General features: G+C 44.5%; 21 protein-coding genes and 3 pseudogenes. 21 read left to right on the top strand and 3 right to left on the bottom strand.

Going from position 1 to position 20,070, the window contains the following annotated elements; all coding sequences use genetic code 11:
• Nucleotides 1-77 precede the first annotated feature (77 nt).
• The 6 genes and pseudogenes from L0M13_RS13295 to L0M13_RS13270 all read left to right on the top strand — a co-directional run bounded on the left by L0M13_RS13295 (nt 78) and on the right by L0M13_RS13270 (nt 5,175).
• Nucleotides 78-620, top strand: coding sequence for a DUF2179 domain-containing protein (locus tag L0M13_RS13295; protein WP_235196959.1), 543 nt, complete (start codon nt 78-80; stop codon nt 618-620).
• Nucleotides 621-898: 278 nt separating this feature from the next.
• On the top strand, nt 899-1,324 hold the full coding sequence (locus L0M13_RS13290; protein ID WP_235196958.1) for a hypothetical protein: 426 nt from the start codon (nt 899-901) through the stop codon (nt 1,322-1,324).
• A 70-nt stretch (nt 1,325-1,394) separates the two neighbouring features.
• The gene (locus tag L0M13_RS13285) at nt 1,395-2,180 is read left to right on the top strand and encodes a hypothetical protein (RefSeq protein WP_235196957.1); all 786 of its coding nucleotides are present in this window, start codon (nt 1,395-1,397) and stop codon (nt 2,178-2,180) included.
• 63 nt (nt 2,181-2,243) lie between these two features.
• Entirely contained in the window at nt 2,244-2,906 is a 663-nt protein-coding gene (locus L0M13_RS13280) for a hypothetical protein (protein ID WP_235196956.1), read from the top strand.
• Entirely contained in the window at nt 2,903-3,442 is a 540-nt protein-coding gene (gene lepB / locus L0M13_RS13275; RefSeq protein WP_235196955.1) for a signal peptidase I, read from the top strand. The genes L0M13_RS13280 and lepB overlap by 4 nt, the downstream gene beginning before the upstream one ends.
• Before the next feature lie 282 nt (nt 3,443-3,724).
• Nucleotides 3,725-5,175, top strand: a pseudogene (locus L0M13_RS13270) (amidase family protein).
• Nucleotides 5,176-5,227: 52 nt separating this feature from the next.
• Here the strand turns inward: L0M13_RS13270 and L0M13_RS13265 are convergent.
• Nucleotides 5,228-6,052, bottom strand: coding sequence for an aldo/keto reductase (locus L0M13_RS13265; RefSeq protein ID WP_235196954.1), 825 nt, complete (start codon nt 6,050-6,052; stop codon nt 5,228-5,230).
• Nucleotides 6,053-6,375: 323 nt separating this feature from the next.
• Between L0M13_RS13265 and L0M13_RS13260 the strand changes: the two genes are divergently transcribed.
• Nucleotides 6,376-7,713 carry an Ig-like domain-containing protein gene (locus L0M13_RS13260; RefSeq protein WP_235196953.1) on the top strand — a complete coding sequence of 446 codons (1,338 nt, stop codon included), beginning with the start codon at nt 6,376-6,378 and terminating at the stop codon, nt 7,711-7,713.
• A gap of 55 nt (nt 7,714-7,768) precedes the next feature.
• Here the strand turns inward: L0M13_RS13260 and L0M13_RS13255 are convergent, their stop codons facing one another.
• Nucleotides 7,769-8,167 (bottom strand): DUF2512 family protein, encoded by a 399-nt coding sequence (locus L0M13_RS13255; RefSeq protein WP_235196952.1) that lies wholly within the window; start codon nt 8,165-8,167, stop codon nt 7,769-7,771.
• A 264-nt stretch (nt 8,168-8,431) separates the two neighbouring features.
• Between L0M13_RS13255 and L0M13_RS13250 the strand changes: the two genes are divergently transcribed.
• The 9 genes and pseudogenes from L0M13_RS13250 to L0M13_RS13210 all read left to right on the top strand — a co-directional run.
• A complete protein-coding gene (locus L0M13_RS13250; protein ID WP_235196951.1) occupies nt 8,432-9,220 on the top strand; it encodes an IclR family transcriptional regulator in 789 nt (262 codons plus the stop codon).
• 16 nt (nt 9,221-9,236) lie between these two features.
• A complete protein-coding gene (locus L0M13_RS13245; protein ID WP_235196950.1) occupies nt 9,237-10,283 on the top strand; it encodes an ABC transporter ATP-binding protein in 1,047 nt (348 codons plus the stop codon).
• A pseudogene (locus tag L0M13_RS13240) lies at nt 10,252-11,321 on the top strand (ABC transporter ATP-binding protein). Before L0M13_RS13245 ends, L0M13_RS13240 begins: the two are co-directional and overlap by 32 nt.
• A gap of 50 nt (nt 11,322-11,371) precedes the next feature.
• Nucleotides 11,372-12,595, top strand: coding sequence for a dipeptidase (locus L0M13_RS13235; protein WP_235196949.1), 1,224 nt, complete (start codon nt 11,372-11,374; stop codon nt 12,593-12,595).
• A 21-nt stretch (nt 12,596-12,616) separates the two neighbouring features.
• The gene (locus L0M13_RS13230) at nt 12,617-12,802 is read left to right on the top strand and encodes a hypothetical protein (RefSeq protein WP_235196948.1); all 186 of its coding nucleotides are present in this window, start codon (nt 12,617-12,619) and stop codon (nt 12,800-12,802) included.
• Between the two features lie 61 nt (nt 12,803-12,863).
• Nucleotides 12,864-14,252, top strand: a complete 1,389-nt coding sequence (locus L0M13_RS13225) for an ABC transporter substrate-binding protein (RefSeq protein ID WP_235196946.1) — start codon at nt 12,864-12,866, stop codon at nt 14,250-14,252.
• Nucleotides 14,253-14,322: 70 nt separating this feature from the next.
• Nucleotides 14,323-14,712, top strand: coding sequence for an ABC transporter permease (locus L0M13_RS13220; RefSeq protein ID WP_235196945.1), 390 nt, complete (start codon nt 14,323-14,325; stop codon nt 14,710-14,712).
• On the top strand, nt 14,709-15,317 hold the full coding sequence (locus L0M13_RS13215; RefSeq protein ID WP_235196944.1) for an ABC transporter permease: 609 nt from the start codon (nt 14,709-14,711) through the stop codon (nt 15,315-15,317). The genes L0M13_RS13220 and L0M13_RS13215 overlap by 4 nt, the downstream gene beginning before the upstream one ends.
• Nucleotides 15,286-15,417, top strand: a pseudogene (locus L0M13_RS13210) (ABC transporter permease); the annotation flags it as partial. The gene L0M13_RS13215 and the pseudogene L0M13_RS13210, both read left to right, overlap by 32 nt.
• Here L0M13_RS13210 and L0M13_RS13205 read toward each other — a convergent pair.
• Nucleotides 15,387-15,722, bottom strand: a complete 336-nt coding sequence (locus L0M13_RS13205) for a hypothetical protein (protein ID WP_235196943.1) — start codon at nt 15,720-15,722, stop codon at nt 15,387-15,389. The pseudogene L0M13_RS13210 and the gene L0M13_RS13205 overlap by 31 nt on opposite strands.
• A gap of 71 nt (nt 15,723-15,793) precedes the next feature.
• Between L0M13_RS13205 and L0M13_RS13200 the strand changes: the two genes are divergently transcribed.
• Genes L0M13_RS13200 through L0M13_RS13180 form a run of 5 tightly spaced genes read left to right on the top strand, consistent with a single transcriptional unit; the run spans nt 15,794 to nt 20,068 of the window.
• Nucleotides 15,794-16,180, top strand: a complete 387-nt coding sequence (locus L0M13_RS13200) for an ABC transporter permease (RefSeq protein WP_235196942.1) — start codon at nt 15,794-15,796, stop codon at nt 16,178-16,180.
• A gap of 23 nt (nt 16,181-16,203) precedes the next feature.
• Complete coding sequence (locus L0M13_RS13195) at nt 16,204-17,052, top strand: alpha/beta fold hydrolase (protein ID WP_235196941.1); 849 nt, start codon at nt 16,204-16,206, stop codon at nt 17,050-17,052.
• A gap of 51 nt (nt 17,053-17,103) precedes the next feature.
• Nucleotides 17,104-18,207, top strand: a complete 1,104-nt coding sequence (locus tag L0M13_RS13190; RefSeq protein ID WP_235196940.1) for a zinc-binding dehydrogenase — start codon at nt 17,104-17,106, stop codon at nt 18,205-18,207.
• Nucleotides 18,208-18,242: 35 nt separating this feature from the next.
• Nucleotides 18,243-19,496, top strand: a complete 1,254-nt coding sequence (locus tag L0M13_RS13185; protein WP_235196939.1) for a M28 family metallopeptidase — start codon at nt 18,243-18,245, stop codon at nt 19,494-19,496.
• Complete coding sequence (locus L0M13_RS13180; protein WP_235196938.1) at nt 19,487-20,068, top strand: hypothetical protein; 582 nt, start codon at nt 19,487-19,489, stop codon at nt 20,066-20,068. The genes L0M13_RS13185 and L0M13_RS13180 overlap by 10 nt, the downstream gene beginning before the upstream one ends.
• The last annotated feature ends 2 nt before the right edge of the window (nt 20,069-20,070 follow it).

Below are 20,070 nucleotides of genomic sequence, written 5' to 3'. Positions count from 1 at the left end.
GGGAAGATGAGCGGAAAAGGTACATAAATCAAAATAGTATATGGAAAATATAAACTATTAGGAAGAAGGGTTTCTATTTGGGCTTAAATCCTATTGTATTAGTCATTGTCATTTTCATGATCAGTATCGTCTATGTGACTTTGTCGACGGTCCGCATGATTTTGATGATGAAAGGCTATCGGTATTTGGCAGCTGGGTTATCCGTTATCGAGGTCATTATTAATATTCTCGGCCTCGGATTGGTGCTGGAAAACATTTCGCAAATTCAAAACTTGATTTCATATGCGGTTGGTTTCGGAGCTGGGGTCGTGGTCGGCTCTATTATTGAAGACAAATTGACCTTGGGCTATGTAACGGCTACGGTGGTTTCACCGGATAATTCCGATCACTTGGCCAAGCAATTGCGTGAGCAGGGTTACGGGGTTACGGACTGGGAAACGAATGGGCACGAAGGTCCGCGTCGCTCTCTGCAGATATTGACTCCGAAAAAGCGGGAGCTGAAATTATATCAGTCGATTAAGGAATTGGAACCGCAAGCGTTTGTTGTAGCGAATGATTCCAAAACGATTCATGGTGGTTTCTGGATCCGCACGGTCCGCCGTGGAAGATTGTTTAATTAAAAAAACCATTCTCGGTTTTAAATCGAGAATGGTTTTTTGCGTTCTCTAGTGAATAATTGCTTTTGCGATTTATATTGTCCTGAGCAGAAATAAAAAAATTTTCGGTTGAAAACCTTGATGTACCAATAGAACTATCTAAATTGAATAAAATATTCAGAAAAATTTAAAAATAGTGCTTGCATTACAATTATTTATTTGATAAGGTAATTCTTGTAAGGATGACAGGTCAATATGTCCCATACAAATTAAATTAAATAGTTCAAAAGAGAGGTGAGTGGGTGAAAAGGTTCACGACTATGGTATTGGTTTTAGGTTTAGCACTATTTTCTCTAACTGCCTATGGAAACTCAGACAGTGGGTTGAAACTGAAGAACTGGTACGACCAGGCATTTGGTTTTGCGGTTGATGAGGTAGTAGGCGACTATTTAGCTGGAGTGATCCAACTGAAGAAAGCCGTCAGCAAAGACAAAAAAGAGCAGGCGTTGTTAGCGGAGGATGAATTGGCCAGTTTCTCTAATTTATTATCTGAAAATTCAGGTAAAGAAGTAGAGAACTACCAGAAGCGCTATATCGACATAGCCAATGCCACAGAGCAGCGGCTCAAGCAGCAAGACTTCTCCGAAGTGGAAAACGAACAAAAGAAATCAGTTGAAGCGGAACTGGAATCTGAGATCGATGAAATTTTAGAGGATGCACTGCGATGATCGGTTTTAATGAAATCCTATATAAATTTTTATTAAGACAAAAAACTAAAATCAAAGGGGAGAAATGAAAATGAAAAAAATCAAACTAAACACAGTAAAAAGCAAAATGGTAGCAGGAGTTGCAGCAGTCACGTTGTTCTCAGGAGTCGGGTTTGTAGCGGCGAATACGGATGCTGGGACGGCTTTAAAGGGTTGGTATGATGGGCAATTTAATAATGCTTCAGCAGACGTAGCTCAGAAAGTAGGAGCATACGGAAATGGCAAAATCAGTGGTTTATATAATGAATATAATGTTCTAAAGAACTCAGCGGCTACTTCAATCCAGACTACAAAGACGACAGGAGCAACAGTAGCAACAATTAAAATCAATGAAGCTAAAGGTACACATATTAAATCAGTAAATGACAAAAAAACAGCGTTGCTAAATAGTATGGATGCTGAATTTGCTGGAGTTTATGCATTTGGCATAGCTGAGTTAAATGAGGTAGGAAATCAAGCGCTTAAGTATGCAAATGATGATTTGACTCCGTTTGTAAATGGAAAAGGCTCTGAGGCCTTAGGTGAATTGCATACAGAATTAACGAATGTAACAAATAACGCTAAATTAGAATTACAGGTGGCAATTAATGCTGCTAAAGGAGAATTGACCGTTCAATTGAATAGCAAAAAAGATGTAACTGCTGATAATTTGAAGAAGGCCATTGATAACAAAATTAAAGAACTTCGAGATGCTATCACTAAGCAGAAAAATGATTTAGTAAAGGTGCAGCAAGATTTGATTACTCAAAAAGCTCAAAAAATGGAAGCGGATGCAAAAACTGATTTAGATGCTATCGTATCTTCCATCAACAAATAATTATAAACACAAACTCATTAGGGCCTCATAAAGGGGCCCTAATATTTTAGTAGGAGGGGCGAAATGTTAAATAGAAAAGACACCTACCGAAAAAAGAAAAAGACGGCTTTTGCGAAAGTATTGATTGCGATGATGACCGTGCTGGTGATCATGGGAGGGACTTTAACGGTTTCATTTGCCAATGAGGATTTGAATGCAGTGTTGACGAAATGGTTTGATGACAAACGAGAGAACGCAATTGTTCACATAAAAGAAGCGGTTTCGAGCGAGAAAGAGATTCAAAAAGAACGTCTGAAAGCGGCTTTAAAAGAAGAGATGGATGCTGCGGAAGTCGAAATGAACCAATTCACAGCGGCTGAGAAAGAACGCCGTGTCCAGAATATCCGCAATTACGCCGATCAACTGATCCAAGGAATCGATATCGACAACTCTGCGAAAGAGCAGGAATTGAAGCGCCAATTGGATTCCATTTACGCCGAAGCGCAAAAAGCGATGCAGACGGCAAATTCTAACTGGAAAAGCAGCATCGTCCCTGTAGAAAAAGCGGAACCGGAAAAGCCGAAAGAAGAGGAAGCGAAGCCTGAAGAGCCAAAAGCAGAAACTCCGGCTCCTGAAGCGGAAGCACCACCTGCGCCTGCTCCGACGCCAACGGCTCCTCCGGTCGAACAGCCTGCAGCGCCAGAAAGTGAAACACCAGTTGAGCAACCGGCAGGTGATGGTGAATGACAGGAACGACCTTAGTCGAACAACCTTCAAAAGTGAAAACAAAAAAGAAAAGCGAAGTGTTCGGCTGGATCCGCTTCGGGCTTTTGCTGATCAGCATCTATGTTTTCTTTAATTACGTAATTGGCTTATCGATCATCAGCGGCGATTCGATGAACCCTAGCTTTGAAACGAATGATGTCATTCTCTCAAGCAAGGTGTTTAATGAATACCAAAGGGATGATGTGGTGATTTTCAATAACGAATACGGTTTTTCAGTCGTAAAACGCGTGATCGGAGTTCCAGGAGATACGGTAGCGATTCAAAACGGCCAAGTCCTTTTGAATGGCAGCGTACTGGAAGAGGCTTATACAACGGGAACGCCAGATGACATGGCTGCGGTGGAAGTGATGGAAAATGCCTACTTCGTGATGGGGGATAACCGCACACCCGGCGAAAGCCTCGATAGCCGAAGTGCAGAAGTCGGCCTCGTGCCAGCTTATATGGTCGAAGGAAAAGTGCTCATGTCGTTAATGCCGTTCCAGCTTTCAATTAAATAGAAGGAACCCGATGGACTGCCGAATTGGCGGTCCATTTTTTATGGGTTGTACTTAAATTGTGTCAGGCTCTACATGAATTGTGACGAGTTCTTCTTGAATTGTGTCGGCTTCTACATGAGTTATTCCGGATTCTTCTTGAATTGTGTCAGTTCTCGCCAGCGTTTGATCCCTTTCACCAAAACAAAAAATCTTCCAATTCATTCGAATAATTGGTTTAATCCAATGAGATATTTATATAATAGAAGAAGATTGACGATTTTATTAGCCAAAGGGGATAGCAGCATGGAAAAGACAGCTTTTGAAATAGAAGAAACGACGATATATGAGATCCAGCAGGCGTTTGAAAACGGCCAGCTGACGTCAGTGGAACTGGTGCAGGCCTATCTGGACCGCATCGACCAATTCGACAAGAACGGCCCGATGATCAATTCGGTTTTAGCACTCAATCCGGACGCGCTTAAAATCGCAGCGGAATTGGATGAAATGCGCGGACAAGATGGGCAAGGGCCGCTTTATGGCATTCCGGTCTTATTAAAAGACAATATCGATACGGTCGATGCGATGCCGACGACGGCTGGAACGGTTGCGCTCAAAGATAATTTTGCGCGGAAAGATGCATTTGTTGCGGCGCAGCTTCGAAATGCCGGAGCGATTATTCTGGGGAAAGTGAATATGAGCGAATGGGCGTATTTCATGACGAATGATGTGCCGAGCGGTTTCAGCAATCTCGGCGGCCAAGTGTTGAATCCGTACGGTGTCGGTGAGTTTGAAGCGGGGAGTGTCGGCGGTTCGAGTTCAGGGACCGGGGCGAGCATTGCTTCGAATTTCGCGGTGGTCGGCATCGGGACGGAAACTTCGGGTTCGATTTTAAGTCCGTCTAGCGCCAATTCACTTGTCGGCATCAAACCGACTGTGGGATTGATCAGCCGAACAGGCATTATCCCGATTGCCGAAAGCCAGGATACTGCAGGACCGATGGCGCGCACAGTCGCGGATGCGGCGATTACGCTTGGTGTTTTAACAGGCGTTGACGAAGAAGATCCAGCGACAGCCCAAAATGAAACCCATGCGCTATCAGATTACACACCGCATTTAAAAGTGGACGGCCTGAATGGAGCGCGGATCGGTGTTGACCGGGCATTCCTGAGCGAAATCGGAAAAGAAGAGCGGGACTTGATGGAGCGCGTGATTATCGAAGTGGTGGAACTCGGGGCAACCGTTGTAGATGTAGAGATTCCGCAGTCCGACGCAAGATCCGAAGTGCTTTGGTACGAGTTCAAGCGAGGAGTCAACGACTACTTGAGCAAAGTCTCAAGCGATGTTCCCGTTAAATCTTTGGAAGACGTCATTGCGTTCAACAAAGAAAATCCGGAAGAGCGGATGAAGTTCGGCCAAGTGGAACTCGAAAAAGCACAAGCGCTGAGCGACGATCCAAAAGATCCGACTTACGTTTTCCACCGCGAAACGGACATCCGGATTTCCGCAGCGAAGGCATCGATGCCGTAATGGACGAACACCGTCTGGATGCTTTGCTGTTTCAAAATAACGACGGTGCGGCACTCCCGGCAAAAGCGGGCTATCCGTCCATTACGATCCCCGCTGGATACATCAGCACCGGTTTGCCGGTTGGCGTGACGTTCTCAGCGAAAGCGTACAGCGAACCGAGATTGATTGAACTTGCCTATTCCTATGAGCAGGCAACGAAAAAGCGCCAAGCGCCGATATTCGAATAAAAAACAAAAACAGCCGCTAGTGGAGAATGATTCCACTAGCGGCTGTTTCATATTAACGTACGTTCATTTCGTTTGGATGAGAACCTTTGCGGCGGTTTTTATTCAACGCATGGATCTGTTCCATTTCATCAGAAGACAATTCAAAATCAAAGACTTGGAAGTTTTCTTCGATGCGTGAAGGTGTCACAGATTTTGGAATGACGATTGTTTGGTTCTGTAAGTGCCAGCGCAATACGATTTGTGCAGGCGATTTTTGGTGAGCTTCTGCAATTTTCTTGACGGTTTCGTCTTGCAGCACTTCGCCGCCTTGGTCAAGCGGGCTCCACGCTTCTACAAAAATATCGTGTTTTGCACAGAACTCTTTCAATTCTGTTTGAGCCAAGTACGGATGGCATTCCACTTGGTTCAACACTGGCGTCACTTCACATTCAGCAAGCAAGCGCTCCAAATGTTCGATTTCAAAGTTGCAGACACCGATCGCTTTCACGCGTCCGTCGTGGTACAGCTTTTCCAAAGCTTTGTATGTATCCACGTAGTCATCAAATTGCGGAGTCGGCCAATGGATCAAATACAAATCCACATAATCCAATCCTAAACGTTCCAAACTTTCATCAAACGCACGCAAAGTATTTTCGTAACCTTGGTCGCTGTTCCAGACTTTTGTCGTGATGAACAATTCTTCACGCGGAAGGCCAGCATCTTTGATCGCTTTGCCGACACCTTTTTCGTTTTGGTAAATCATTGCTGTATCGATCGAGCGGTAACCTGCTTTTAATGCATTTGCTACTGCTGCGGTTGCTTCGTCGTCAGGAACCTGCCACACACCGAAGCCAAGCTGCGGCATTTTCAAACCGTTGTTTAACGTTACGTAATCCATTATCCATTACCCCTTTTCAAAATAAATTCAAGCGCTTTATTTGATACCCTTTTAGTGTAAATAATAATCCTTTAAAACGCATTTACTTTGACTCACGAAATATTAATAGCAGAAAATCTTTTTATTAAGAAAACCATTAAATAGTAGAAGGTGATTTGAAATTTTAATAAATAACAAGTAGTACTGTGTTCATTAATGTAAGAAAGTAACAATAAATAGGCAAAAATAATCAAGTAGAATTCGGGGGATATAGTATAATCAAAAAGCGTTAATTTCAAAAAAAGAGATATGAGAAAAAATCTATTTAGAAAGAGGGAGAGCTAATGTTCAAAGGGCAATGGATGAAAATTTTAGTGTTGCTTTTATTTATGGTATCGATTCCGTTTGTGCAATTTGCGAAGGCGGAAGGAGAAGCGATTTTACCTCAGAAGATCGAAGTGAACAAATCTTCCTTGCAGATTACAAGCAAGCAGACCGTGATATTATCAGCGGTTGTAGCACCTGCAGATTCAATGGATAAAACGGTTTTGTGGAAAAGTTCAAATCCGAAAGTAGCTTCAGTGGATGCAAAAGGAGCTGTAAAAGCGCTTAAAAATGGCACAGCCACTGTCACAGCATCGGCAAAAGGAAATCCGAAAGTCGAGAAAAAGATTGAAGTGAAAGTCTCGGATAAAATAGTGAAACTGGACAAGACCAGCCTGACTATTGTTAAAGGGCAAACGGCTTCAATCAAAGCAACCGTTTCGCCAATCGACAGTACCGACAAAGGTGTGACTTGGAAGACGTCAAACTATAAGATTGCGACAGTTGATAAAAATGGAAAGGTAGCTGCAAAAGCCACTGGCACCGTCAACATAACGGCAACTGTTAAAGGAGCAAAAGTGGCAACTGCTAAAGTCACAGTAAAAGCGCCGGTTTTAGCAACATCAGTAAAAGTAAGCAAGACGTCCGCAACATTAGCGAAAGGGAAAACGCTAAATTTAACGGCCACGGTTAGCCCGAGTTCAACAACGAATAAAAATGTTAACTGGCGGACTTCCAATGCAAAAGTCGCAAAAGTGGACAGCAAGGGCAAAGTTACGGCAGTAGGAAGCGGAACTGCCAAGATTACGGTCACAACTTCAAATGGAAAAACAGCGATTACAACGATTACTGTACCGAATGTCAAAACTTTAAGTGCCGGTAATTGGAAGGCAGGAAAAGATTTAACGCCAGGACGTTATAAAATCACAACAACTTCAGGTTCCGGAAATTTAATCATCGCTGAAAATGATTATGACCGTTTCATCAATGAGATTCTTTCAAGTGAAGACGATGGCTTCGGGGTTACTGCCGTCACAACGGATATCAAATCCGGTGACAGCATCAAAATAATGGGATTAAATAATGTCACTTTCACGCAAGTTTTCAATGTGAAAACAAATATTTTACATGCCGGTTACTGGACAGTTGGCAAAGATATTGCAGCTGGGAATTATCGTATCACTACACCGAAAGGCTCCGGCAATCTAATTATGTATCGCGGAGACTATTTGCTGGTTAACGAAATTTTAGCGAACAAGCCGGATTATTACGAGGTTTCCAGTGTAACCACTACTTTAAAGAATAATGATCGCATATATATCGGCGGTTTGAATAAAGTTGTATTTACTAAAAAATAATTAAAGAAAAACGCACCCGTTTCTGCCACTCACAGGCAAAAAACAGGTGCATTTTTTATTTTGCAGCTTTGTAGTTGTTGTACCAAGGCATCACGCCGCGGTCCATATAAATATGGAAGAACCATTCTCCGGCAGCAAGCACCAGTGCCGAAACGAGAGCAGGTGTCACCATTTCGGCCATCGTGCCGCTGATTAATTGGCCAACGTACCAGATCACGAGAAAGGCTAGAACAAAATCACAGACGGTCGCAATCGTATTGCGCGTCGACTGGTCATCCGCTTTGCCGGCATTTAGGAAAATCAGCAAATCGCCCATCAAGTAGGCAATCGCGGTCAATCCCAAACTGATAATCAAGGTGTCGACAAAGGATACATCGAAGATCCACGTCAATACGATCAGTAAAACAGCAGTAATCATCACGAATTTAATGAAGAACGCAATCACATGATTCATTTTCCACTCTCCTTTGAAAAAGTTTTAGTTATAAAACACTGTACCCATTTATGCATAGAAATAAGCCAGCGCTTTTTATTTGAAGAATTTTACTAATTTTTATAAATATGAATGAGTTTTTATACGATTTAAATAAAAAATCAAAATAGTCTAACTAATTTGCGAAAAGCTATTGATTATTTCAGAAATAGTGGTAATTTATTAAAAAGAGTTATTATTCGAATCAGTGGTTCGATTATCGAACCACGGAAGGCAGGGGAAAAAATGAGTTCTAAGACAGTCGATAAAGCACTTAGCATTCTAGATGTTTTTACAGTGGAAACTCCTACGTGGGGGCTGCGAGAATTAGCACGGAATTTGGATATGAATCATACAATCGTTCATCGGATCTTAACGACGTTTGAAGATAAAGGCTATCTGTATTGCAACCCGGAAACCAAAAAATATGAGTTGGGAATTAAATTCATCGAATTGAATAATGTCGTGGAAGAGCATTTGAATATATCTACGATGATCCAGCCCATTATGAAAGAAATAGCAGTAAAAACTGGCGAAAGTGTAGTGCTGACTGTACTGGATGAAGAGGAAGGCGTTTTCGTGAAGATTGTTGAAAGTGAGCAAAAGGTGCGCTTCGCAGAATCTGTTGGAAAAAGGAGCGCGCTCTATATCGGGGCTTCCCATAAAATTATTCTGGCGCATTTGCCGGAAGAGCTTCAAAACAAAATTATTGATGAAGGAATTGAAAGCCAATCCAAACAAATCCCTTCAAAAGAAAAACTGATGGAAAGGCTGGAAACCATAAAACGGGAAGGATGGTGTTTCAGTGAAGGTGAAACCTTCGATGATGTTGCAGCTTGTTCAGTGCCGCTGTTTGACAGCAAACATCAGATTCTAGGATCGTTAAGCATCGCCGGCCCTAAATATCGCTTTTCTCAACAAGAAGGAGAAGAGAAGCTGCCGGCTTTGCTTGAAAATGTAGAAAAACTGAATTCCATTTTGAGCAAAGTTAATTTTCCTTCCCGGAGAAATTATTTAACCAAAAAGTTCATATGAAAAAGAGGTGAAGTTGATGGATAAAATTCTGGAAATCGATAACTTAGTTACGGCCTATCAAGGAAAAGAAGGATTCGTCCATGCGGTCGACGGCGTTTCCTTTGATTTGAACAGAGGAGAGACGGTTTGTATCGTCGGCGAATCCGGAAGCGGAAAAAGCGTAACATCGATGAGCATCATGCGGTTGGTCGAATTTGAAAATGGCACGATCAAAGAAGGCACCATTAAGTTCAACGGTGAAGATCTTGCCCAAAAAAGCAATGAAGAAATGAGGAAAATACGCGGATCCAAAATTTCCATGATCTTTCAGGAACCGTTGACCGCGTTGAATCCGGTATTCACGATAGGAAAGCAAATTACCGAAGCCATTCTGTTCCATCATAAAGTTGGAAAAAAAGAGGCTTACCGAAGAGCGGAAGAGCTGGTGAGAATGGTCGGTATTTCAGATCCGCAAGCACGTTTGAAGCAATATCCGCATGAACTTTCAGGCGGTATGCGGCAGCGGGTCATGATCGCGATTGCTCTGGCATCCGAGCCGGAACTGCTTATTGCAGATGAGCCGACAACGGCGCTGGATGTAACAATCGAAGCGCAGATATTGGAGCTGCTTCGGTCATTAAGAAGAGACCGCAATATGTCCATCATGCTCATTACCCATGATATTGGCGTCGCCGCTGAAATGGCTGACCGCATCATCATCATGTACGCCGGAAAGATCATGGAAATTTCAAAAACTCAAGACTTGTTTGATCAGCCTTTGCACCCGTATTCGAAGGGGCTACTGGATTCGGTTCCGCGAATGGACGGACAGCGGGGAGTGCCGCTCAACTCCATTAAAGGTTCAATCCCGAGGTTGAATGAAGTGCCTAAAGGCTGCCGGTTTTCACCGCGTTGTCCGTACGCCACTGAAAAATGCCATGCCGAGATGCCGCCGCTTGAAGCAAGAGGCGACCGCCAAGTGGCTTGCTGGCACGTCGACCGGCTGCTGCAAGATGAATCCTTGAAGAACGAAATAAAAGGAGGTGGAATGGATGAATCAGGAGTTAAAGAACTCTCCTACTGAACAAAGTGAACCGCTATTGAAAATCGAGAATTTGAAGAAATATTTCCCCATTAAAGGAGGTGGTTACTTTAAAGGCAATAAGAAAGTTGTCAAAGCAGTCGATGGCGTCTCCTTTGAAATTTACAGAGGCGAAACATTAGGGCTTGTTGGAGAATCCGGATGCGGGAAATCCACACTTGGCCGAAATATCTTAAGGCTGCAAGAGCCGACAGAAGGAAGAGTTTTCTTTAAAGAAAACGACATTTTGGCCTACCGGAGCCACGAAATGCGAAAACTGCGGAGGCAGATGCAGATCATTTATCAAGATCCATTCAGTTCGCTGAATCCCCGATTTACAGTAGGTGAAATTATTGGCGAGATGTTCGACATCCATGGCGTTGCGAAAGGCGCAGAGAAAGAAAAGAAAGTAAAAGAAATGATTGAACTGGTCGGATTAGATCCAAGCCGATACCACAGCTATCCCCATGAATTCTCTGGCGGCCAGCGGCAACGCGTCGGCATTGCCCGTGCGTTGGCATTAAATCCGGAATTTGTAGTAGCGGATGAGCCGGTTTCCGCATTGGACGTTTCGGTTCAATCGCAAGTTATCAACCTGTTAATGAAACTAAAAGAAGAATTGGGCTTGACGATGCTGTTCATCGCCCATGGATTGAATGTCGTCCGCCACATCTCAGATCGTGTAGGGGTCATGTATTTAGGAAGGATTGTCGAACTTTCCGAAACGGATAATATATTCGATTATCCGGCGCATCCCTATACAGCAGCTTTGCTGTCCACCGTACCAGAAGCAGATCCTCGATTGAAAAAAGAACGTATTGTCTTAAAAGGAGAAGTACCTTCTCCGGCGAACTCCCAAGCGGCTGCCATTTCAGAACCAGATGTCCTCTAGCCACAGAGCGCTGTGCCAATGAAAGGCCGGAACTCGCGGAAGTTCGAGATAACCATTTTGCTGCATGCCACTACCCCCTAGAAAAAGGCCAAACTCTCAAAGAAGCAATCACATCCTTAGAACAAAGCCGTCAACCTGTCACTCAATAGTGTAGCGAATCCTATCAGAAACTGAAAACCCAATTTGAAGGAGTGTAAATATGACAAATAAAATCCAAAACCAATTAAATAAGAAAATCTACGATGGCTATAAATCTTTCCAATACTTAGAAGCTGGCACAGACTACAAAGAATATAAACTGTCGAAAGAAAATGATCGGGTGCCTCAATTTGTTTATCCGGTATCGGAAGACGAAGAAGAACAAGTCCGTACGATTATGGAAGAAGATTACATGGTGTCGATGCATGAACATACATTTATCATGCCGGAGAATTTACAGGAATTCTACGAGTTCCGCCGACAAGGCCGCGATTGGACAGCTTATGAAGCGTTGAGCCAGTCCGGACTCGATGTTATTTTTGAAAACTTTATGGATGGAACGGCAATGGTCACTTCGCAAGCAGGCTGGAAATGGTCCGATGTCATCCATGATATCGGCATCCGCTTCAGCGATATTGCCCATCAGGATATGATCATCAAAGCAGAACGGATTGAAGATCTGTACCGGGCGAAAAAAGAACGCAAAATCGCTTTTGTCGGGGCGCTGGAATCTTCTACGATGATTGAAAATGAACTTGATCGCTTGGATATTTTATACGGATTCGGCATTCGGACAATGGGAATCGTCTATTCGGAAGCGAATGCACTTGGCGCCGGTTTGAGAGAGCCGAGCGACGGAGGATTGACAGTATTCGGAAAGCAAGCAGTTCAACGGATGAACAAACTGGGCATTACGATTGACGTTTCGCATGCCGGCGATAAAACTTCGCTGGATACGATTGAAACAAGTGAAAAGCCGGTGACAATCAACCACGCCGGAGCACGCGGCTTATGGGATACAAAACGGATGAAGCCGGATGATGTCATTATCGAATGTGCGAAAAAAGGCGGCGTCATCGCGATTGAGGCGGCTCCGCATTCTACTATTACGAAGAATCATCCAAGACATAATATCGAATCGTTCATGGAGCATTTTGAATACACCGCTAATCTTGTCGGCATCGATCATGTCGCTTTCGGACCGGATACCTTATTCGGCGACCACGTAGGCACACATGAATTATTATCTGGAAAGCTTTCCATTAAAAGTGCACAAATGGCCAATATGGAAAGAGTGGAATATGTGGAAGGACTGGAAAATCCTGCAGAATGCTTCCCGAACATTATCCGTTGGTTAGTTAAGAAAGGCTATAGCCGCGAAGACATTAGAAAAGTGGCGGGCGGCAACATCTTTAGGGTTCTTGAAGCGACTTGGGCAAAATAAACTAAAAGGGGGAAATTGAAGATGAAGAATAGGAAATGGCTGGGTTTGTTCACATTATTGATGGGGATTCTGCTTTTGGCTGCTTGTTCATACGGGGCTGATGATTCTACGCAAGGCGCTGAAGGCGACGGAGAACCGGCAGCAGAAGGGGAACCGAAAAAAGGCGGGGAAAGTTTCAATTCCGATTGTCGCCGATCCAACGTTTAACCCGTGGCATCCGAATGCGTATGCTGAGTCGAACGTCGTTAACCGGGTGTTGTTCTCCGGCTTGACGCAAACCGGCGAAAATTTGGAGCCGATTCCGGATTTAGCGGAGGAATGGGAAACATCAGAAGATGAGTTGGAATGGACTTTCCATTTAAGAGACGATGTTTTGTGGCATGACGGCGAGCAGTTTACAGCCGATGACGTGGCGTTCACATTCAATGAAATTGTTTTGAATGAAGAACTCGGCGCGAACAATACTTCTTATTTCGGCCAATTGAAAGAAGTTCAAGTTGTTGATGACTATACAGTCAAGTTCATCATGGAAAGTCCAGTAGCTGCATTGCCGGCATACTTGAGCTTTAACACAGAAATTATCCCGGAGCATATCTTTGCTGGACAAGATCCATGGGATCTGACTTCTTTCAACAAAGAGAATCCGGTAGGGACCGGCGCATTTAAATTAAAAAGCTATACTTCAGGGCAAAATGTAGTGCTTGAGCGAAATGAAGATTTCTACGGAGATATCGCATTATTGGATGAAGTCGAATACAAAGTGTTGGCAGATGCCAATACGCACGTAGCCCAACTGTTGAGCGGCGAACTTTCCATCTTCGCTTTAGATGATCTGTCGGCCATCGATCGCATCGAAGGTGCTGAAAATGTAACGGTTGAAGCTCGTGAGACACCGCGTTTCTTCTGGATCATTGCCAACCAGGAAGTTGAAAAGTATCAGGATGTACGAGTGAGACAGGCGATTCTTCACTCAATCGATCGCCAAAACATCATTGATACCGTCTTAAAAGGATACGGCACGATTGCAGACGCAGGGATTGCCCCAGCGTTGAAAGATTATTATACAGACGATGTAACCCGCTACGATTACGACCCGGAACGTGCGAAAGAGTTATTGGCTGAAGCGGGCTGGGAAGATACCGATGGCGACGGTGTCGTAGATAAAGACGGAGAACCATTTACGATTGATTTCGAAATCGGCCTTCAAGGAGATTTGGAAGCCATTTCTCAAATGGTGCAGCAGTATTTGGTGAAGACTGGCTTTGACGTGAACTTGAATGCGATGGAATGGAATTCGATGATTCAGGAAGTCGTTGTAAACCGTGATTATGAAATGAGCTTGAACTGGTGGAGATACCCGGCTGATCCTGATTTATCCGCTTATATGCATTCGCGCAGCGTAGCCGGAAACAATATTCCTGCATATCAAAATCCGGAACTGGATAAATTGCTGGATGCCGGAGCTCAAACGAGTGATGTAGAAGAACGGAAAGAAATTTACGTGGATGCCCAGAAATTGATGGCAGAAGAGCTGCCGTATATCTTCCTTTGGTATCCACAAGAAGCACAAGTGCGTGCAAACAACTTGAAAGGTGTACCAAATCTGGCATTTGGCGATGCCTTGCACCATATCCACAAATGGTATATCGAAGAATAGACAGGAACTTGATGGAAGTGTGCTCACGGGTACACTTCCATTCCTCAATAAAGCGGAAGGAGGAGATGAAATGCTGCGTTTTTTAATGAATCGTCTCGGACAGAGCATTATCTTGCTATTGATTGTCACCATCATTACCTTTTTCTTGATTAACCTTGCTCCAGGCGGCCCATCCAGTACGATGCGGATGGACGCGACTGCCGAAGAGCGGCAAGCAATGGTCGAGAAACTGGGGTTGGATGAACCTGTCATGGTCCGCTATATCGAATGGATCGGCAATGCATTTCAAGGCGATTTAGGGACTTCTTTTAATTCGGGTGAACCGGTTACGCAGCGGATATTAGAGAGGCTGCCTTATACGATTGAATTGACTATTTTCACCATTTTGATTTCCGTCATCCTCGGGATTTTCTTAGGCGTTTTATCCGCCATTAAACGCGGAAAGCGCAAGACCACGTGATAAATTTCTTTAGTGTCGTCGGATTGTCGGTGCCGGCATTCTGGCTTGGTTTAATGTTAATCTTGCTCTTTTCCATCAATCTTGGCTGGCTGCCATCTTCTGGCGTCGGTTCAAGGGGAGAGGAATTTAGTTTATGGGGCTACGTATCGCATCTGATTTTACCTGTGCTCATCTTGACTACGACGGTATTGCCGAATATTGTCCGCTTTACCCGATCTTCAATGCTTGAAGTCATTTCGCAAAACTACATCCGGACTGCCCGGGCAAAAGGTGCGAAAGAATCGATTGTGCTTTATGTCCATGCACTCCGGAACGCATTGATCCCGATAATCACCATCATCGGAATGCTGATTCCGCGGCTATTGAGCGGAGCCGTCATTACCGAAGCGATATTCGGATGGACGGGAATCGGTACATTGATTATCGAAGCTGCCCGAGGCCGTGATTATCCGCTGGTTATGGGAGTGACAGTGGTCATCACGATTGTGGTAGTTGTTTGTAATTTGCTCGTGGATCTTCTGTATTCCGCGTGGATCCAAGAGTTAAAAACGTATAAGCAGGAGGTGAGGGGAAATGGAAGTATCTACGAAACCAATTCTGACTGAAGATTTGGATATTAAGCCGAGTCAAGGCAAAACGAGTGTCTTGAAGGCGCTGCGCAATAATAAAGTCGCCTACGGTTCGTTCTGGTTTTTAGTCGTTATACACGCTGTCGTATTTTTAGGGCCGCTGTTTTGGACCACGGATCCAGACACTTTGCAGGATGCAGGTTCGTTGGCAAGCTGGTCCTTGCAGCATCCTTTTGGGACAGATGATTTAAGCCGGGACGTTTTCGCCCGCATGCTCCATGGCGGCCGAGTGACATTGATCGTTGGTTTAGCAGCGATGTTATTTTCATTGCTGATTGGAACAGTAGTCGGTGCTTGCGCTGGATTTTTTGGGAAAGTGGTTGAATCCATTTTAATGCGAATCACCGAAGCGATGATGGCGATTCCGACGTTTTTCTTCATTTTAGTCGCTTTAACAGTTCTTGGCACAAGCCCGGCTATGGTAATCCTGGTGATCGCTTTAGCGGAGTTGGATGGAAATTGCCCGTGTGGTTTACGGGGAAACGCTGAAATGGAAAGAATACGAATTTGTCGAAGCAGCCAATGCTTCAGGTGCTACGCCATTCCGGATCTTGACAAAATACATCATTCCACAAATTGTTCCGTCCATTATCGTTTCCGGAACTTTAACGATTGCTGCAGCGATTTTGACGGAAAGTGCCATCAGTTATCTGGGATTGGGAATTCAAGCGCCGACTGCCACATGGGGCAATATGCTCCAAAATTCTCAGCAATACATCTGGACTGCCCCTGTATTGGGCGTGTTGCCGGGTGTAGCGATCACCATCGTGGTTCTTGCTTATAATTTCTTAGGCGATGGACTCCGAGATGCATTGGACCCGAAATTTGTTAAAAAATAAAAAATGAAACGGAGAGATGGAATTTGTTTATTACCATTAACGACAATGAACTCTATTACGAAATTCATGGGAACCCGGAAGGGGAAACGATCTTTTTCATCCACGGAGCTCCGGGTCTCGGGGATTGCCGAGGAGATATTAAAGCTTTTTCGCCGCTGGGAGACCAATACCGGCTGGTCTTCATGGATATGCGCGGATCTGGCCGTTCAGAAGGAAAGCCGCCTTTTACCCATGAACAATGGACTGCCGACATTGAAGAAATGCGGAAGCGCTTAGTTGATGGACCGATTAAAATCCTTGGCGGTTCCTACGGTGGGTTCTTGACGCTTGAATATGTCCTCCGCTATCCCGAAAATGTCACGCATGTCCTGCTGAGAGATACGGGATCGAATAATAAATTCGATCACCTGTCTGTAGACCGGGCTCTTCAAAGCAATCTTCCAGGGATTAAAGAAGATGGGATACGCCGTTTGTTCGACGGCAAGACGGAATCTAATGAAGAATTAAAAGAAATGTTCGCAGCCATTCAACCGCTCTATACGGTGAAATACGATGAAGAAGCCGTCAAAAGCCGCATCGATTCAATTTACTACCGCTACGAAACCCATAATTATGCATTCCGCTACAACAAGCCGGAATTCGACTTGGACGATGACCTCCACAAGATTTCAGTTCCAGTGCTGGTAACGGTGGGCAGACACGACTGGATTACGCCAGTCGAATGTTCAGAGTTGATTGCAGAGAAAGTGCCGAATGCACAACTGGTCATTTTTGAAAACAGCGGACATTCGCCGCAGCAAGAGGAAAACGAAGACTATTTGGCCTTGGTAAGGGAATTCCTGAACAAAGTGTCGTCTCCTGTAAATAAATAAAACATCCAATGATCTCAGTCAATGCCAATAAGCCGGAAAGGTGGAATCCGAATGGCAGAAAAAGAGAGCGCAGTAAATTCTTTAAAAACGAATGTCCCTGAAAAGATGCGGGCAGTCGTAATTCGGGAACATGGCGGTCCAGAAGTTCTTCAATTAGAAGAACTATCGACTCCCCGGCCAAAAGCAGGAGAAGTGCTTATTCAAGTGAAAGCTGTCGGGCTGAATCATCTAGATGTTTTTGCACGCGAAGGCTTAAAAGGACCAGGTGTCCCGAAACTGACATTGCCCCATATTTCAGGAGTGGATATTGCGGGAAGAGTGGCTGCTTACGGTTCCGGACAGGATGCATGTGATCACCGCTTTTCAATAGGAGACCGTGTATTGGTCAATCCGGCATACGGCTGTGGAAATTGCAGAGCTTGCCGGGCGGGTGAACCGAGCATGTGCAGGGATTACCAAATCATCGGAGAACATCGATGGGGCGGCCTTGCAGAATTTGTTGTGGTTCCTGAAAAAAACATTATTGCGATTCCCGATCAAATTTCGGATGAAACCGCCGCTGCTATTCCAGCTGTTTATACAACGGCTTGGCGAGGCGTAGTAACTGTCGGGAAAGTGAAAACTTCTGATGTCGTACTCATTGTCGGGGCATCAGGCGGCCTTGGTTCTGCTCAATTGGATATTGCGGTGGCTGCAGGCGCAACGGTTATTGCGATAGCGGGAAGCGAGGAGAAACGGCAAAGATGTTTAAAGATCGGTGCGAAAGCGGCCTTTGATTCGCATGGAGATTGGCAAACGGAAGTCCTGGAATGGACCGATGGAAGAGGCGTCGACCTCGTGCTGGATTCAGTAGGGAAGCCGACATTCCGTAAAAGCCTTAATTGTTTGGATTTCAACGGAAGAATGGTGTTGTCCGGTGCAACAGCCGGAGATTTTCCGGAAATCAGCATCCGTGAAATTTATCAATGGCATCGCCAAATTCTTGGGGCACCGATGGGGAACTGGGAAGATTTCTTGCAAGTGACGGATTCCATCTGGCAAGGAAAACTGCATCCGCAAGTCCACGCTGTTTATTCGCTTGAAGAAATTGCAGCGGCAGAAGAAGAGTTGGACCAACGAAAACATTTTGGAAAGATTATTATCAAGCCATCGTGAAAAACAATTAATACGAATAAAAGGAGGTTGAGCAAATGAATCAAAAAGTAGATGTATCTGTAGAAAAAGCCTTGCTGGCTGAAATCACTTCTGAATTGCCTCTCACGATTCTGGAAAGATTCAGCACATTGGTTCGGGAATCCGGCAGTGAAGATGAAAGAATCGCTGCCGATTACTTGGCTGGATTTTTAAAGGACTGGGACGTTCCGCATCAGATCCACACACCTGATCTTTATTTAAGTGTGCCCAAAAAGTCCTCTTTGCACGTAACGGCTCCGTTAGAAAAAGAATACCGCATCAAATCTCCCTCCTTTTCAGTCATAACAGGAGACGAAGCGATTACTGGAGAAGTTGTCTACATTCCTACAGGCTACGCCAAAGGAATCAATGATATTTTTGGGGCAGATAATCCAAAGGATATGGGCGATCTGACTGGCAAAGTGATTTTGACGGAAGGATTTCCGATGCCAGGGAAAGTTCAGGAATTTACCGACAAAGGTGCTGCTGCCATTCTGTTTATTAGCCCGGGAAATAATATTCACGAAGGGATATGCACAACCATTTGGGGTGCGCCTGATTTAACCAATATCCACGATGAGCCAGGCATTCCTGTAATGGCGATCAATAAGCCGGACGGGCAAGAATTGAGTGCGCTTTGTGAACAGGGAGCCGTACACGTAACATTCAAAACGAATCTGGAAAAAGGATGGTTCTCGTGCCCGATTATCGATATTTTCATAGAAGGCACGGAGGAACCGGAAAAGTACGTGCTTTTGCATGGACATTTGGATTCTTGGCATGAAGGAATTGGCGATAACGCTACCGGAAATGCGGCTTTGCTTGAAATGGTGCGGATTTTACATAGCAATCGAGACAAATTAAAACGCAGCGTCCGAGTCGCTATTTGGACAGGGCATTCGACAGGGCGCTACGGCGGGTCGACTTGGTTTGCGGATGAGTTCGGGTTGGATCTTGAAAAAAATTGCATTGCTTCGGTAAACTGCGATTCTCCGGGGTGCAGGTGGGCAACATCGTATGACCATATGATGTGGATGAGCGAAGTGGATGAATTTTGCACCGACGTGGTAAAAGATGCGGTAAACTTGCCGTCAAAAGGCGGAAGGCCGTTACGTGCGGGAGATTACTCATTCAACAACATCGGAATCACTTCCTTCTTCATGCTTTCGTCGACCATTCCGGAATCTTTGTTAAATGAAAAGGGATATTATCCAGTAGGCGGTGCGGCGGCAATATTGAATGGCATACAGAAGAAGACTGGATGCATGTAGCCGATATGGACATCCTACTAAAAGACATTAAAATCTATTTGACCGGTGTGCTTCGAGCTGCGAATGCACCGATTCACCCGTTTAATTTTGTGCATACAGCGGATGAGTTTGAACAAACCATTCTTAGCTACCAAGAAGCAGCGAAAAGCCATTTTGATTTTGCGCCGGCATTAAAAGAAGTGAAAGAATTGCGCAATGCCTTGCAGTCTTTCTATCAAAAACTACAGCAACTGGAAACAGTGGAAGTAACAAACCCACAAGTGAGAAAAGCCAATGCGGCGCTTGAAAAGCTTTCGCGTATTCTCATACCGATCAATTACACGACAAAAGGAAAGTTCTGGCATGATTCAGCTTTAAATGTTCCGCCGCTGCCGGATATTGCCCCAGCGTTGAATTTTGATGGATTAACAGAAGGCTCCCACGAATTCAACGTGTTAAAGAACCATTTAAAGCGGGCAGAACCGAATCGTCTGGGCATTGCAGCAAGCAAGAGAAGTGCTGGAAGTCCAATGAAAAAGAGATTGATGGCGATCAAGCCGTCAATCTCTTTCGTTTGTCATTCAATTCATTAAAG

Origin of the sequence: Planococcus sp. 107-1 (genome assembly GCF_021513255.1) — a bacterium.
Lineage (GTDB): Bacteria > Bacillota > Bacilli > Bacillales_A > Planococcaceae > Planococcus.
This window is presented reverse-complemented; position numbering and strand designations above follow the sequence as displayed.